The sequence below is a fragment of the Inquilinus limosus genome (assembly GCF_051487185.1).
Lineage (GTDB): Bacteria > Pseudomonadota > Alphaproteobacteria > DSM-16000 > Inquilinaceae > Inquilinus > Inquilinus limosus_F.
Genome location: NZ_JAHVDK010000002.1, coordinates 350021 through 364162, shown reverse-complemented (window position 1 = coordinate 364162; position 14142 = coordinate 350021). Strand labels below are relative to the sequence as shown.

At 69.7% G+C, this 14142-nt stretch carries 9 protein-coding genes; 4 read left to right on the top strand and 5 right to left on the bottom strand.

The annotated features are described in order from the left end of the window. Both KXR53_RS03565 and KXR53_RS03560 read right to left on the bottom strand, forming a co-directional pair. Nucleotides 1-3222: beta strand repeat-containing protein (locus KXR53_RS03565; protein WP_437373456.1), on the bottom strand; the 3222-nt coding region annotated here is incomplete at its 3' end. A 276-nt stretch (nucleotides 3223-3498) separates the two neighbouring features. Further along, a complete protein-coding gene (locus KXR53_RS03560; RefSeq protein WP_437373454.1) occupies nucleotides 3499-5958 on the bottom strand; it encodes a calcium-binding protein in 2460 nt (819 codons plus the stop codon). Nucleotides 5959-6224: 266 nt separating this feature from the next. Between KXR53_RS03560 and KXR53_RS03555 the strand changes: the two genes are divergently transcribed. The 4 genes from KXR53_RS03555 to KXR53_RS03540 all read left to right on the top strand — a co-directional run bounded on the left by KXR53_RS03555 (nucleotide 6225) and on the right by KXR53_RS03540 (nucleotide 9880). Continuing rightward, complete coding sequence (locus KXR53_RS03555) at nucleotides 6225-6710, top strand: AAA family ATPase (RefSeq protein ID WP_437373452.1); 486 nt, start codon at nucleotides 6225-6227, stop codon at nucleotides 6708-6710. A 98-nt stretch (nucleotides 6711-6808) separates the two neighbouring features. Next, complete coding sequence (locus tag KXR53_RS03550) at nucleotides 6809-7543, top strand: arginyltransferase (RefSeq protein WP_437373450.1); 735 nt, start codon at nucleotides 6809-6811, stop codon at nucleotides 7541-7543. 174 nt (nucleotides 7544-7717) lie between these two features. Further along, the gene (locus KXR53_RS03545) at nucleotides 7718-8266 is read left to right on the top strand and encodes a TRAP transporter small permease subunit (protein ID WP_437373448.1); all 549 of its coding nucleotides are present in this window, start codon (nucleotides 7718-7720) and stop codon (nucleotides 8264-8266) included. Between the two features lie 33 nt (nucleotides 8267-8299). Next, nucleotides 8300-9880 (top strand): TRAP transporter large permease, encoded by a 1581-nt coding sequence (locus tag KXR53_RS03540; protein WP_437373446.1) that lies wholly within the window; start codon nucleotides 8300-8302, stop codon nucleotides 9878-9880. A 60-nt stretch (nucleotides 9881-9940) separates the two neighbouring features. Here KXR53_RS03540 and KXR53_RS03535 read toward each other — a convergent pair whose 3' ends face one another. From KXR53_RS03535 to parC, 3 genes are all read right to left on the bottom strand, one after another. After that, on the bottom strand, nucleotides 9941-11032 hold the full coding sequence (locus tag KXR53_RS03535; RefSeq protein ID WP_437373444.1) for a TRAP transporter substrate-binding protein: 1092 nt from the start codon (nucleotides 11030-11032) through the stop codon (nucleotides 9941-9943). Between the two features lie 147 nt (nucleotides 11033-11179). After that, entirely contained in the window at nucleotides 11180-11761 is a 582-nt protein-coding gene (locus KXR53_RS03530; protein ID WP_437373442.1) for a biotin transporter BioY, read from the bottom strand. Nucleotides 11762-11917: 156 nt separating this feature from the next. Then, nucleotides 11918-14134: a DNA topoisomerase IV subunit A gene (gene parC, locus KXR53_RS03525; RefSeq protein ID WP_437373440.1), complete on the bottom strand. Its 2217-nt coding sequence runs from the start codon at nucleotides 14132-14134 to the stop codon at nucleotides 11918-11920. Nucleotides 14135-14142: the final 8 nt, after the last annotated feature.

Here is a 14142-nt window from a genome sequence, read left to right as displayed (position 1 = left end):
GTCGCCGCCCGAGGTCGCGCCGGTCGCCAGGTTGACCGACACCCCGGCGGCGGAGCCGGCGTAGCTCGCCGTGTCGATGCCGGCCCCGCCGGCCAGCGTGTCGGCCCCGCCATTCCCTTCGAGGATGTCGTTGCCCTCGCCGCCGTCGAKCYGGTCGTCGCCGGCGCCGCCATAGAGGCTGTCATGGCCGGCCTCGCCGAAGACTTGGTCGTTCTCGCCGCCGGCATCGACCGAATCGTTGCCGGTGCCGCCATGGATGGTGTCGACCCCGGCGCCGCCGACGAGGCGATCGGCGCCGTCGCCGCCGTCGAGGCTGTCGTCGCCGCCCTCGCCGGTGAGCGCATCGTCGCCGCCATGGCCGGCGAGCATGTCGTCGCCGAGCTCGCCGCCGATGATGTTGCGGGCATCGTTGCCGGTCAGCTGATCGTCATGGCTCGACCCGTACAGGTTCTCGATGTTGGTGAGGGTGTCGCCCGCGGCGTCGCCGCCCGAGACGGCGCCGGCCAGCAGGTTGACCGCCACCGCCGCCGCCGAGCCCTGGTAATTGACGAAGTCCGAACCGGCGCCGCCGTCCAGGTGATCGGCCCCGGCGCCGCCGCGGAGCGTGTCGTCGCCGCCGCCGCCGCTCAGCGCATTGGCCGCGGCGTCGCCGTACAGCCGGTCGCCGAAGGCCGAGCCGACGACATTATCGATCCAAAAATAGTAGTCGCCCTCGGCATCGCCGCCCGCGCCGGTGCGGGCCGCCAGGTCGACCCGCACGCCGGCGCCCGAGGTGTCGAAGGTGACCGTGTCGATGCCCTCGTCGTCACCTAGGAGAGCGTCGGCGCCACCGCCGCCGTTGAGCAGGTCGTTGCCGTCCCAGCCGGCAAGGGAGTTGTCCCCGGCGTCGCCGATCAGGACGTCGTTGAAGCCGGAGCCGATGAGATGCTCAATGCCGGTCAGGGTGTCGCCCTGGGCATCACCGCCCGTGCCGGTGCCGGTGGTCAGGTTGACGGTAACCCCGGCGCCGGAGCCGGTATAGTTCGCTCCGTCGGAGCCGGCGCCGCCCTGCAGGACGTCCGCGCCACCACCGCCGGTGAGGGTGTCGTTGCGGGCGCCGCCGTCGAGGCTGTTGGCTCCGGCATTGCCGCCCAGGACGTCGTCGAAGGCCGAGCCGATGACATTCTCGAACCCGGTGAGCGTGTCGCCCTCGGCGTCGCCGTAGGTGCCGCCGCCGTTGGTCAGGTCGACGTTCACGCTGCCGTCGGACCCGACGTAGCTCGCCGTATCGATGCCGTTGCCGCCGACAAGGGCATCGATACCGGCGCCACCGCGGAGCACGTCGTCGCCGTCGCCGCCGGTCAGGCTGTTCCGGCCGCCGTCGCCGGCCAGGGTGTCGGCAAAACTCGAGCCGACGAGGTTCTCGATCCCGTTCAGCGTATCGCCCTGGGCGTCGCCGCCGGTGCCGGTGCCGGTCGCCAGATCGACCTGCACCCCGACGGTCGAGTTGTTGTACCAGGCCGTATCGACCCCGGCACCGCCGATCAGAGCGTCCGCACCGGCTTCTCCGACCAATGCATCGTCGCCGGCTCCGCCGTCGATCCGGTTGGCGCCGGCATCGCCGATCAGAGTGTCGGCGAAGCCGGATCCGGCGAGGTTCTCGATCCCGGTCAGCGTGTCGCCCTGGGCGTCGCCGCCCGTGCCGGTGCCGTTCCGCAGGTCGATCCGGACAGCGGTGGCGGAGTTGTTGTACCAGGCCGTGTCGATGCCGGTGCCGCCGATCAGGGCGTCCGCACCCGCCTCTCCGGCCAAGGCATCGTTGCCGGCCCCGCCGTCGATCGCGTTGTTGCCTGCATCGCCGATCAGGTTGTCGCCGATGCCCGAGCCGACGACGTTCTCGATCCCGGTCAGCCTGTCGCCCTGGGCATCGCCGCCCGCACCGACGCCGCTCCGCAGGTCGATCGAGACGGCGGCGGCCGAACCGGCATAGCTGGCCGTGTCGATGCCGTTACCACCGTTGAGGGCGTCGGCCCCGGCGCCGCCGCGGAGCGTGTCGTCGCCACCGCCTCCGGCAAGCGAATTGGCACCGCCGTCGCCCAGCAGGCTGTCGTTGAAGGCCGAGCCGATGAGGTTCTCGATGCCCGACAGCGTGTCGCCCTGGGCATCGCCGCCGAAGCCCTGGCCGGTGCCCAGGTCGACAGTGACCCCCGCGCCGGATTGGGCATAGCTCGCCGTGTCGACACCATTGCCCCCGTCTAGCCTGTCGGCCCCGGCGCCGCCGTCGAGCAGGTCGTCGCCCTCCCAGCCGAAAAGGCTGTTGGACGCGGCGCCGCCGGTCAGCATGTCGTTGAAGCGGGAGCCGTTGACGTTCTCGATGTCGATCAGCGTGTCGCCCTGGGCCTCGCCGCCGGATGCGGCGCCGGTGGACAGGTTGATGTTCACCGCGGCGCCGGAGTTCCAATATGAGATGACGTCGATGCCGGCGCCGCCGTTCAGCACGTCGCCGAACGCCCCGCCTTCGAGTTGGTCGCTGCCGGCGCCGCCGTTCAGCGTGTCGGCGCCGCCGGTGACGATGCCGCTGCCGACGTCGCCGATCAGGAAGTCGTCGCCATTGGCGCCGTTCAGGGTGTCGCCGCCGTCCAGCCCGGCCAGGATGGTGCGGATGTTCAGGTTGGCGGTCATGGTGTCGTTGACCGCCGAGCCGAAGACCTCCTCAAAGCCGCTGAAGGTGGCACCCTCGGCCGCGCCGCCGCTGCCGATGCCGGTGGTCAGGTTGATGGTCACGGCGACACCGGAGGTGCGGCCGTCGAGGACGTCCCAGCCCGCGCCGCCGATCAGCGTGTCGGCCCCGCCGCTGAGCTGGAGGGTGTCGTTACCAGCGGCGCCATCGATGAGGTTGGCCGCGCCGTCGCCGGCGATCTGGTCGCCGAAGGCGGTGCCGATCACGGCCTCGAAGCCGGTCATGGTGTCACCCACGACCTCGCCCCAGGCGCCGTAGCTGTTCAACACCAGCCCAACGCTCGCGGTGGCGTTGGCGAAGCTGAGCGTGTCGAAGCCGTCGCCGCCATTCATGATGTCGGCGCCGAGGCCGCCCTGGATGGTGTCGTTGCCGCCGAGGCCGGTGAGCGTGTCGTCGCCGGCGCCGCCGTTGATGATGTCGATGCCGTCGGGGTTGAGCGGATTGCCCGGATCGGTCCCGGTGAGGGTGTCGTTGCCGGCGGTGCCGTTGAGGGTCTGGGTCACGGAACGTCCTCCTGCCATCGGGTCGGCGCCGCCGGCTTCTTGTGGAAGCGGCCGGGCTTCGACATGCGCCCGGTCAGCCCGGGCAGACACGCGATGCGCAGGATTTAGCAGGTGTCCCGCATATCGGGTTAGGTCCAGATCGGGTGAATCGATGGGGCCAGATGCGGGTTCGATGGATCCAGACCGCCCCGATCGATGGGTCCAGACGGCGCCGCAGCGCGGCGGAGCCGGATCGGCCGACCCGACGGCCGGCCGGTCCGTTTCCGAAAGGCCGTCCTACAGCACGAAATCCGCCGCGGTGAGCGCGTGGTCGGAGATGACGTTGATGGCGAAGTCGGGCGCCTTGTCGCCGTTGACGTCGGCATAGACCACCTGGATCGCGCCCACGGTGACGATGCGCAGCTCACCGCCATGGCGGGTGAAGTCGCCGGTGTCGAGCGTGAAGGCTGTGTTGCCGTCGGCCGCGTTGCCATCGGCATCCATCGCCGACAGGTCGATGCGGTCGCCGGCCGTGAAATCGGCGATGGTGTCCTTGCCGAGGCCGGAAACCGCGCTGTCGGACAGGGCCGTGTAGACGAAGCGGTCGTTGCCGGCGCTGCCCTTCAGCGCGTCGCCGCCGCCACCGCCGGCGAGGACATCGTCGCCGGCCATGCCCCACAGCGTGTTGGCGTTGGCGTCGCCGGTCAGCGTGTCGGCCTTGGCCGAGCCCAGCACCTGCTCGATACCGGAGAACGTGTCGCCCTGGGCATCGCCGCCCGTGCCGGTGCCCGCCGCAAGGTTGATCGTCACACCGGCGGCCGATCCGGCATAGCTCGCGGTGTCAACACCGGCGCCGCCGAGGAGGGCATCGGCCCCGGCCGCTCCTTCCAGCAGGTCGCTGCCGTCGCCGCCGTCGATCCGGTCATCACCGGCGCCGCCATAGAGGACGTCGTTGCCGGCCTCGCCGAAGACCTGGTCGTCGCCGGTGCCGGCATCCACGGAGTCGGTGCCGATACCGCCATGGGCGGTGTCGACGCCGTCGCCCCCGACCAGCCGGTCGGCGCCCTCGCCGCCGTCGAGGCTGTCGTCGCCGACCTTTCCGGACAGAACATCGTCGCCGCCACCGCCGGCAAGGGTATCGTTGCCGAGCTCGCCGCTCAGGATGTTGCGGCCGTCGTCGCCGCTGAGCTGGTCGTCGTGGCTCGACCCATAGAGGTTCTCGATGCCGAACAGCGTGTCGCCTTGGGCGTCGCCGCCCGTGCCGGTGCCCGTCGCCAGGCTGACCGTCACCGCGGCGGCCGAGCCGGCGTAGCTGGCGGTGTCGATACCGGCACCGCCGGTCAGGGCATCGGCCCCGCCATCCCCGTCAAGCAGGTCGTTGCCCTCCCCGCCGGAGATCTCGTCGTCGCCGGTGCCGCCATAGACCGCGTCGTCGCCCTGCTCGCCGAAGACGATGTCGGTGCCGGCGCCAGCGTCGATCGAATCGTTGTCGACCCCGATGTCGTCGTCGCCGGCGCCGAAGATGGTGTCGGCGCCGTCGCCCCCGACCAGCCGATCGCTGCCGTCCCCGCCCCGGATCTGGTCGTCGCCGGCCTCGCCCGAGAGGACGTCGTCGCCTTGACGGCCGAAGAGCCTGTCGTCGCCGAGCTCGCCGCCGAGGATGTTGCGGCCGAGGTCGCCGAACAGCTGATCGTCGAAGCTCGACCCGTACAGGTTCTCGATGCCGGTCAGCACATCGCCCTCGGCATCGCCGCCCGAGCCGGGGCCGCCATTCAGGGCGACCATGACCGCCGTGGACGAGCCCTGGTAGTTGGCGAAGTCCGACCCGGCGCCGCCGTCCAGCACATCGGCCCCCGCCCCGCCGCGGAGCGTGTCGTCGCCGTTGCCGCCCCGCAGCTCGTTGGCGCCGCCGTCGCCGTACAGCCGGTCGGCGGAGGTGGTGCCGGTGATGTTCTCGATCCCGGTCAGCGTGCCGTTCCGGCCGAGGCTGTCCAAGCTGGTGCCGCCCACCATGTCGACCCATACGCCGTGTGAGCCGACATAGATGGCGGTGTCGATGCCCGCCCCGCCGCTAATCGCGTTGTATCCGTCGACTCTGATCGTGTCGTCGCCGTTGCCGCCGTCCATTTGGCGGCCGCGGTCGAGCTGGTCGTTGCCGTCCCCGCCGCTGAGGATGCTGTCCCCACGGCCGAACAGGCCATCGTCGAAGGCCGAGCCGATGAGGTTCTCGATATTCGTCAGCGTGTCGCCCTCGGCACCACCGGAGGCGTGGCCGACAAGCAGGTCGACAACCACCCCCTCGGTGGAATGGGCATAGCTCGCTGTGTCGATGCCGCCGCCGCCGTCGAGCACGTCGAAGCCGGCGCCGCCTTCGAGGATGTTGTTCACGCCGTTGCCGCGCAGCACGTCGTCGAGGTCCGAGCCGACGAGGTTCTCGATATCCGCCAGCGTGTCGCCCTCGGCATCGCCGCCGCTGCCGGTGCCGGCCGCCAGGTCGATGGTCACACCGGCGGTCGAGTGGGTGTAGGCCGCCGTGTCGACGTCGTCGCCGCCCTGCAGGACGTCCGCACCGCCGCCGCCGTCGAGCAGGTCGTCGCCCCAGTCGCCCTGCAGGGTGTCCGCACCGCCGCGGCCGTCGAGCAGGTCGTCGCCGATGTCGCCAATGGCGATATCGACACCGTCGGGGTTGGACGGATCGCCCGGATCGGTGCCGGTGAGGGTGTCGTCGCCGGGGGTGCCGTTGAGGGTCTGCGTCACGAGATCCTACTCCTGCCGGGGCGCCCCGGTTCGCATGGTGGCGGCCGAGCTTCGAAATGCGCCCGGCCAGCCCGGGCAGACTCGCAATGCGCGGGATTGTGCAGATCTTCCGCACGCTCGGTTAGATCCAGATCGCCCCGATCGATGGGTCCAGACGGCGCCGGCGGATGGGAATCGACGCCGGCGGGGCCTCCGAACCCGGGCCGTTTGCGCCCCGTCGCGCGCGGACGGATAGTGGCTGCTCTCGATCCAATAGGGGGAAACGCATGAAGCGCGTGCTGATCACGGGCATGTCCGGGACCGGGAAGACTGCGGTGATCCGGGAGCTGGTCGTGCGGGGGCATGACGCCCGCGATCTCGACACGCCCGAATGGTCCGAATGGGTCGACGCCGATCCGGCCGATACCCTGACCCCGGGCGAGGGCAAGGACTGGGTCTGGCGGGAGGACCGCGTCCGCGCGCTGTTGTCTGAGCCACGCGACAAACCGCTGTTCATCAGCGGCACCGCCGACAACATGGGCCGGTTCCTGCCCCTGATAGACGTCGTGATCCTGCTCTCCGCCCCGGTCGCGACGCTGCTGGAGCGGCTGGCGACGCGCTCCGACGGCTACGGCCGCACCGAGGAGGAGCGGCGCAAGGTGGTCGAACTCGTGGCGATGATCGAGCCGCTGCTGCGGGACGCCGCCGACCACGAGATCGACACGCGCAGGCCGGTCGCCGACACCGTCGACGAGATCCTGCGGCTGGCATAGCGGCGCAACGGAGAGGGACGTCCGAGTCGCTTGCCGACGATCCGGCACTGTGGTGCAGTATGCGGTGTTAGGTTGGTGCCTCGACCCAGGAGCACTGGATGTCCGTCATCGACGGCACGCTCGGTCGTCTGCAGCATTTCTACCGGTCGGGCCCCCTGCCCTGCCCCTACATCCCCGGCCGTGTCGAGCGCAAGCTGTTCACCCGGCTGAACGGCGGCGACGCCAGGGCGCTGAACACCACCCTGTCGCAGGCCGGGTTCCGGCGCAGCCACGACATCGTCTACCGGCCGGTCTGCCCCGGCTGCCGCGCCTGCGTGCCGGTGCGCATCCCGGTGGCCCGCTTCACGCCGGGGCGCAGCATGCGCCGGGCCTGGAACGCCAATCTCGACCTCGCCCGCCGGTCGATGCTGCCGATCGGCACCGACGAGCACTACGCCCTGTTCCTGCGCTACCAGCGGCACCGGCACGGCGACAGCGACATGGCGCGGATGTCGCGCGCCGACTACGGCGCCATGATCGAGGAAGGCAGCGGCAGCGCCGCGCTGATCGAGTTCCGCGACCCGGCCGGCGCGCTGCGCGCGGCGGCGCTGGTCGACGTGCTGGAGGACGGGCTGTCCGCGGTCTACAGCTTCTACGACCCCGACGTGCCGCAGCGCAGCCTCGGCACCTATGTGATCCTGGCCCTGGTCGACGAGGCCCGCCGCAACGGCCTCGATCACGTCTATCTCGGCTACTGGATCGCGCAGAGTCAGAAGATGGCCTACAAGGCCCGCTTCCAGCCGCTCGAAGCGCTCACCGACAACGGCTGGATGCCGCTCGACCCGGCCGGGTGAGCCGCCCGCCTCCCCCGCGCCGCAGCAAAAATCGAACCTCGGCCCGCATGACGGCCGACTAAAGCCAATCGCCTGTTGGTCTGGCGCGCGAAAGCTGATATTTCGCGGCGGCGAATTCGAACAATTGCATCGATCCAATCCGCAGCGCAGAAACGGAAAGAACGGGGAGGTCATATGGGGGCTTTGCTGGGTGCCAGCCGCGTCATCGACGCCGTCAACGGCTGGGTCGGACGAACCGTCTCCTGGCTCGTGCTCGTCGCCATCCTGGTCAGCGCCGGCAACGCCATCCTCCGCAAGGCCTTCTCGCTCAGCTCCAACGCCTGGCTGGAGCTGCAATGGTACCTGTTCTCCGCCGTGTTCCTGCTGGCCGCAGGCTACACCCTGCTGCGGGGCGAGCACGTCAAGGTCGACATCCTCTACGGCCGCTGCTCGCGCCGCACCCAGATCTGGATCGAGATCTTCGGCACCCTCTTCTTCCTGCTGCCCTTCTGCGTCGTCGCCATCCTGTTCTCCTGGCCGGTGGTGGTGGACAAGTTCGTCAGCGGCGAGACGTCCGGCGACGCCGGCGGCCTGATCCGCTGGCCGGTCTGGGCCTTGATCCCGGCCGGATTCGTCCTGCTGACGCTGCAGGGCCTGTCGGAGCTGATCAAGCGGATCGCCATCCTGTCGGGCCGCATCCCCGACATCGTCCAAGCGCACGGCCACGAGGCCGACCCGCTCTGAGCCGGCCACTCCGCACCTGAAGGTCCGTCCGCAATGACGCAGTTCCTGATCGAGAACATGGCGCCGATCATGTTCGCCTCGCTGGTGGTCGTGCTGCTGCTCGGCTACTCGGTCGCCTTCTCGCTCGCCGCGGTCGGCTTCGGCTTCTATCTGCTGGGCATCGAGCTCGGCCTGCTGGACGTCAACCTGCTCGGCGCGATCCCGGACCGGTTCTACCAGCAGATGTCGAACGAGACGCTGCTGGCGGTGCCGTTCTTCACCTTCATGGGGCTGATCCTCGAACGCAGCGGCATGGCCGAGGACCTGCTGGACACGATCGGCCAGCTGTTCGGCCCGATCCGCGGCGGCCTGGCCTATGCGGTGATCTTCGTCGGCGCGCTTCTGGCCGCCACCACCGGCGTGGTCGCCGCCTCGGTGATCTCGATGGGGCTGATCTCGCTGCCGATCATGCTGCGCTACGGCTATGACCGGTCGCTCGCCGCCGGCGTCATCGCCGCCTCCGGCACGCTGGCCCAGATCATCCCGCCCAGCCTGGTGCTGATCATCATGGCCGACCAGCTCGGCCGCTCGGTCGGCGACATGTACCAGGGCGCGCTGCTGCCCGGGCTGGTGCTGACCGGCCTCTATGCCGGCTACATCCTGATCATGTCGATCATCCGGCCGGACAGCGCGCCGGCCCTGCCGCCGGAGGCGCGGACGCTGCGCGGCCTGGCCCTGGCCGGCAAGGTGGTCACCTCGCTGATCCCGCCGCTGGTGCTGATCTTCCTGGTGCTGGGCACGATCTTCCTCGGCATCGCCACGCCGACCGAAGGCGGCGCCATGGGCGCGGTCGGGTCGCTGGTGCTGGCGGCGATCAACCGGCGCCTGAAGTGGACGATGATTCGCCAGGCGCTGGACACCACGACCAAGCTGTCGGCCTTCGTCCTCTTCATCCTGCTCGGCGCCCGCGTCTTCTCGCTCACCTTCTACGGCGTCGGCGGCAATCTCTGGGTCGAGCACCTGATGACCTCGGTGCCGGGCGGCGCGCTGGGCTTCCTGATCGTCGCCAACCTGCTGGTCTTCGTGCTGGCCTTCTTCCTCGATTATTTCGAGCTGGCCTTCATCATCGTGCCGCTGCTGGGCGCAGCCGCCGCCAGCCTGGGCATCGACCTGATCTGGTTCGGCGTGCTGCTGGCGGTCAATATGCAGACCTCCTTCATGCACCCGCCCTTCGGCTTCTCGCTGTTCTACCTGCGCTCGGTGGCGCCGACGCGGGCCTATCGCGACAAGGTGACGGGGAAGACGATCGCGCCGGTGACGACGGGCCAGATCTACAGGGGCGCGATCCCCTTCGTGGCGATCCAGATCCTGATGGTGGCGATCGTCATCGCCTTCCCGGAGCTGGTGACGCACTACAAGGCGGGCCAGGTTGAGGTCGACCCCGCCTCGATCAACATCAACGTGCCGATGCCGGGGGCCGACGGCGCCAACCCGTTCGGCGCGCCGGCCGCGCCCGATTTCGGCACGCCGCCGCCGCCGGATTTCGGCGCCCCGCCGGCCCCGGGCGGCGGCCAGCCCGCGCCGGCCCCCGCCCCGCAGCCCGGCGACCCGCTGCCCCCGCCCGACTTCAAATAAGCAACGAAAAGGGCCGGTCCTGCGAAGGGCCGGCCCTGATCGGTTCAGCGGAGGGCCGACTTACTTGCCCGCCGCCTGCTGCGCGTAGACGTAGCTGTCATAGGTGTATTCCGCCACGCGGAACCACTGATAGGCCTCGCCGCGGAACTTCTTCCACGGCTCGTAGATCGTCTTCCAGTTGGCGTTCGAGGCCGACAGCTCGTCATAGAGCTTGAAGGCTTCGGTGTAGGCGGCGTCGAGCACGTCGCGCGGCAGCGGGCGCAGCTGCACGCCCTTGCCGACCAAGCTGCGGATCGCCGTGATGTTCTTCACGTCGTAGAGCGCCAGCATGTTGAAGTTGGCGACCTCGGCGGCCGCGGCCAGGGCCTTCTTGTAGCCCTCCGGCAGCGCCTCGTACTTCTGCTTGTTGAACAGGAAATGCACGGTCGGGCCGCCTTCCCAGAAGGCCGGGTAGTAGTAGAACTTGGCCACCTGGTAGAAGCCGAGCTTCTCGTCGTCATAGGGGCCGACCCATTCGGTGGCGTCGATCGTGCCCCGCTCCAGCGCCGGGTAGATGTCGCCGCCGGCGATCTGCTGCGGCACCACGCCGATGCGCTGGACCACCTGGCCGGCAAGGCCGGCGATGCGCATCTTCAGGCCCTTCATATCGGCCAGCGACTTGACCTCGTTGCGGAACCAGCCGCCCATCTGCACCCCGGTGTTGCCGCCGGGGAAGCCGACCACGTTGTAGTTGGCGAAGAAGGTGTTCAGCAGGTCGTTGCCGCCGCCGTGATACAGCCAGGCATTCTGCTGGCGGGCGTTGAGGCCGAAGGGCAGCGCCGAGCCGATGGCGAAGGTCGGGTCCTTGCCGACATAGTAGTAGGCGACGGTGTGGGCCGCCTCGACCGTGGCGTTCTGGGTGGCATCGAGCGCCTGCAGCCCGGGCACCAGCTCGCCCGACGGGAACACCTGGATCTGGAACTTGCCGTCGGTCAGGTCGGACAGCGTCTTCGACAGCACCTCGGCACCGCCATAGATGGTGTCGAGCGACTTCGGGAAGCTCGAGGCCAGACGCCATTTGATCTCGGGCCTGTCCTGCGCGATCGCCGGCGCCGCCAGCGGCGCGGCCGCCAGGCCGACCCCCGCGGTCGCGATGAAATTCCGCCGCTTCATGTCTCGGGCTCTCTCCCTGTTCGCATCGTGGAGCGTGGTTTCCGCATGACGCCGCGGCGGGATTCGCCCGCCGCGGCGCTGCTGCCATCTAATGAAACTCAGACTTGGGACGCAACGCCGTCTCTGCGTCGTCGTGTCCTTTTGTTCTCAGGCGTCGCGGCGCTGCGCAGCGCCGTCGATCTTGGCCAGCAGCACGCCGGCCAGGGCGCCCTTGAGGATCGCTGCCGGGATGAAGGGCACCAGGCCGCCGGAGATCGCTGCCGCCGGGCCGACCAGCACCGCGAGCCAGGCCACGCCGGTGATGAAGGGGATCACCGAGGCGACGGCGACGGCCGCGGCCATTCCCGCCAGGCTGCGGGTCCAGCCGCGCTCCACCGCCAGGCCCATCAACGCGGCCGAAGGCACGAACCCGACCAGGTAACCCGCGGTCGGGCCGGCGAAATAGGCCGGGCCGGTGGCCAGCCCGGCGAAGACCGGCAGGCCGGCCAGGCCCTCGGCCAGATAGGCCAGCATGGTCAGACCACCCAGACGCCAGCCATAGGCGCCGCCGATCAGCAGAACGACCGCGGTCTGCATCGTCATCGGCACCGGGAAGAACGGCACCTGGACCTTGGCCGACAGCGCCATCAGCGCCGTGCCCAGCACCACCAGCACGGCGGCGCGCAGCAGGCCGGGCTGGCCGTCGGCGCGCCACAGGGAGAGCATCGGGGGAAGGGTGCGGGTGGTCATCTCAGGACTCCATCTGCTTGCTTTGCCGGTCTCCGGCCGTTTCCGGCCCCCTTCATGTCATTGCCGGGCTCGACCCGGCAATCCAGAAGATGTCGCCGCCCTCTGGATGCCCGGGTCAAGCCCGGGCATGATAGAAAGGGGCAACCGGGAGGCGGGTCACGAAAACTTGTTGTTCTGCGGGAAGCCGCGCGGCGGCAGGTTGCCGCTGCGGCCGCGGGCGGTGACCGGGATCTCCGGCTCGGTCCGGGTGCGGCCGCCGCCCATCTGCCAGACCAGCCCCTCCTCGCGCTTGAACACGGTCAGGTCGGAGAGCTGGGCGCCGTGGTACTTCTGCAGCATCACGCCCTTGCCGCGGGACATCTCCGGCAGCTCGAACAGCGGGAAGCACAGGAGGCGCCGGTTGGTGCCGATCACCGCCACGGTGTCGCCGGCGACCGGCCGGCAGACCGCCGCCTTGGCACCTTCGTTCAGGTTCAACACCTGCTTGCCGGCCCTGGTCTGGGCGACCACGTCGCTCTCCGGCACCACGAAGCCGCGGCCGTCGGTCGAGGCCAGCACCAGCTTGCGGCCGGGCACATGGGCCAGCAGCGCGACGATATCGGCGTCGTTGGCGAGGTCGACCATCATCCGGACCGGCTCGCCGAAGCCGCGGCCGCGCGGCAACTTGTCCGCGGCCAGCGTGTAGAAGCGGCCGTCGCTGCCGAACAGCAGAATCTTGTCGGTGGTCTCGGCCTGCAGCACGAAGCCTTCGGCGTCGCCGTCCTTGTACTTGATCTCCGCCGGGTCTTGGCCGTGGCCGCGCAGCGCCCGGATCCAGCCCTTCGCCGACAGAAACACGGTGATCGGCTCGCGCTCGATCTGCGGCTCGATCGACACCACCACGGCCGAGGGCGGCTCGCCGATCTTGGTGCGGCGGCGGCCGAGCTCGGTGTCCGGGCCGAAGCGCTTCTTGATCTGCGCGATCTCGCCCGAGATCGCCTTCCAGCGCTTGCCCTCATCGGCGAGGAGCGCCAACAGGTCGTCGCGCTCGGCGGACAGCCCGTCGAACTCGCGCCGGATCTCCATCTCCTCGAGCTTGCGCAAGGACCGCAGCCGCATGTCGAGGATGGCGTCGGCCTGCACCTCGGTCAGGCTGAAGCGTGCCATCAGCGCCGGCTTCGGCTCGTCCTCCTCGCGGATGATGCGGATCACCTCGTCGAGGTCGAGGAAGACGATCAGGTAGCCGCCGAGGATCTCCAGCCGCCGCTCGATCTTGCCGAGGCGATGGCGCGATCGCCGCTCCAGCACCTCGTGCCGGTGGTCGAGGAAGGCGCGGCAGACGTCCTTCAGCCCCATCACGCGCGGGACGTTGGCGGCGTCGAGCACGTTCATGTTGAGGCTGAAGCGGCTCTCCAGCTCGGTCAGCCGGAACAGCTGCTCCATCAGCATGTCGGCTTCGACGTTGCGGCTCTTCGGCACCAGGACGATGCGCACGTCCTCGGCCGATTCGTCGCGCACATCCTCCAGCGTCGACAGCTTCTTCGAGGTGACGATGTCGGCCAGCTTCTCGATCAGTCGCGACTTTTGCACCTGGTACGGGATCTCGGTGACCACGATCTGGTACAGGCCGAGCGGCAGCTTCTCGATCTCCCACCGCGCCCGGACGCGGAAGGCGCCGCGGCCGGTGGCGTAGGCCTCGCGGATCGCCGCGGCGGATTCGACCAGCTCGCCGCCGGTCGGGAAATCCGGCCCCTGGACCACGGTCAGCAGGTCGTCGACCGTGGCCGAAGGCCGCTTGATCAGCATCTGCAGCGCGTCGCAGACCTCGCCGACATTGTGCGGCGGGATCGAGGTCGCCATGCCGACGGCGATGCCCTGGCTGCCATTGGCCAGCAGGTTCGGGAAGGCGGCCGGCAGCACCACCGGCTCCCGCCCCTCGCCGTCATAGGTCTCGCGGAAATCGACCGCGTCGTCGTCGATGCCCTCCAGCAGCGCCTCGGCGACAGCGGTCAGCCGGGCCTCGGTGTACCGCATCGCCGCAGCGTTATCGCCGTCGATGTTCCCGAAATTGCCCTGGCCGTCGACCAGCGGGTAGCGCTGCGCGAAATCCTGCGCCATGCGCACCAGCGCGTCATAGATCGAGGCGTCGCCATGCGGATGGTACTGGCCGATGACGTCGCCGACGACGCGGGCCGACTTCTTCGGCGGCGTGGTCGAGGCCAGGCGCAGCTGCCGCATGGCGTAGAGCAGCCGGCGATGCACCGGCTTCAGCCCGTCGCGGACATCGGGCAGCGAGCGCGAGGTGATGGTTGAGAGCGCGTAGTTGAGGTAACGGGTGCTCAGCGCGTCGTGCAGCGGCACCGGCAGGATCGACTCGGAAGGCGTGCTGGTCATAGTCGAGA

Coding starts and splice junctions, on each gene's coding strand:
- KXR53_RS03530 (WP_437373442.1), bottom strand. CDS start 11,761: ATGACCACCCGCACCCTTCCCCCGATGCTCTCCCTGTGGCGCGCCGAC.
- parC (WP_437373440.1), bottom strand. CDS start 14,134: ATGACCAGCACGCCTTCCGAGTCGATCCTGCCGGTGCCGCTGCACGAC.
- KXR53_RS03550 (WP_437373450.1), top strand. CDS start 6,809: ATGTCCGTCATCGACGGCACGCTCGGTCGTCTGCAGCATTTCTACCGG.
- KXR53_RS03555 (WP_437373452.1), top strand. CDS start 6,225: ATGAAGCGCGTGCTGATCACGGGCATGTCCGGGACCGGGAAGACTGCG.
- KXR53_RS03535 (WP_437373444.1), bottom strand. CDS start 11,032: ATGAAGCGGCGGAATTTCATCGCGACCGCGGGGGTCGGCCTGGCGGCC.
- KXR53_RS03545 (WP_437373448.1), top strand. CDS start 7,718: ATGGGGGCTTTGCTGGGTGCCAGCCGCGTCATCGACGCCGTCAACGGC.
- KXR53_RS03540 (WP_437373446.1), top strand. CDS start 8,300: ATGACGCAGTTCCTGATCGAGAACATGGCGCCGATCATGTTCGCCTCG.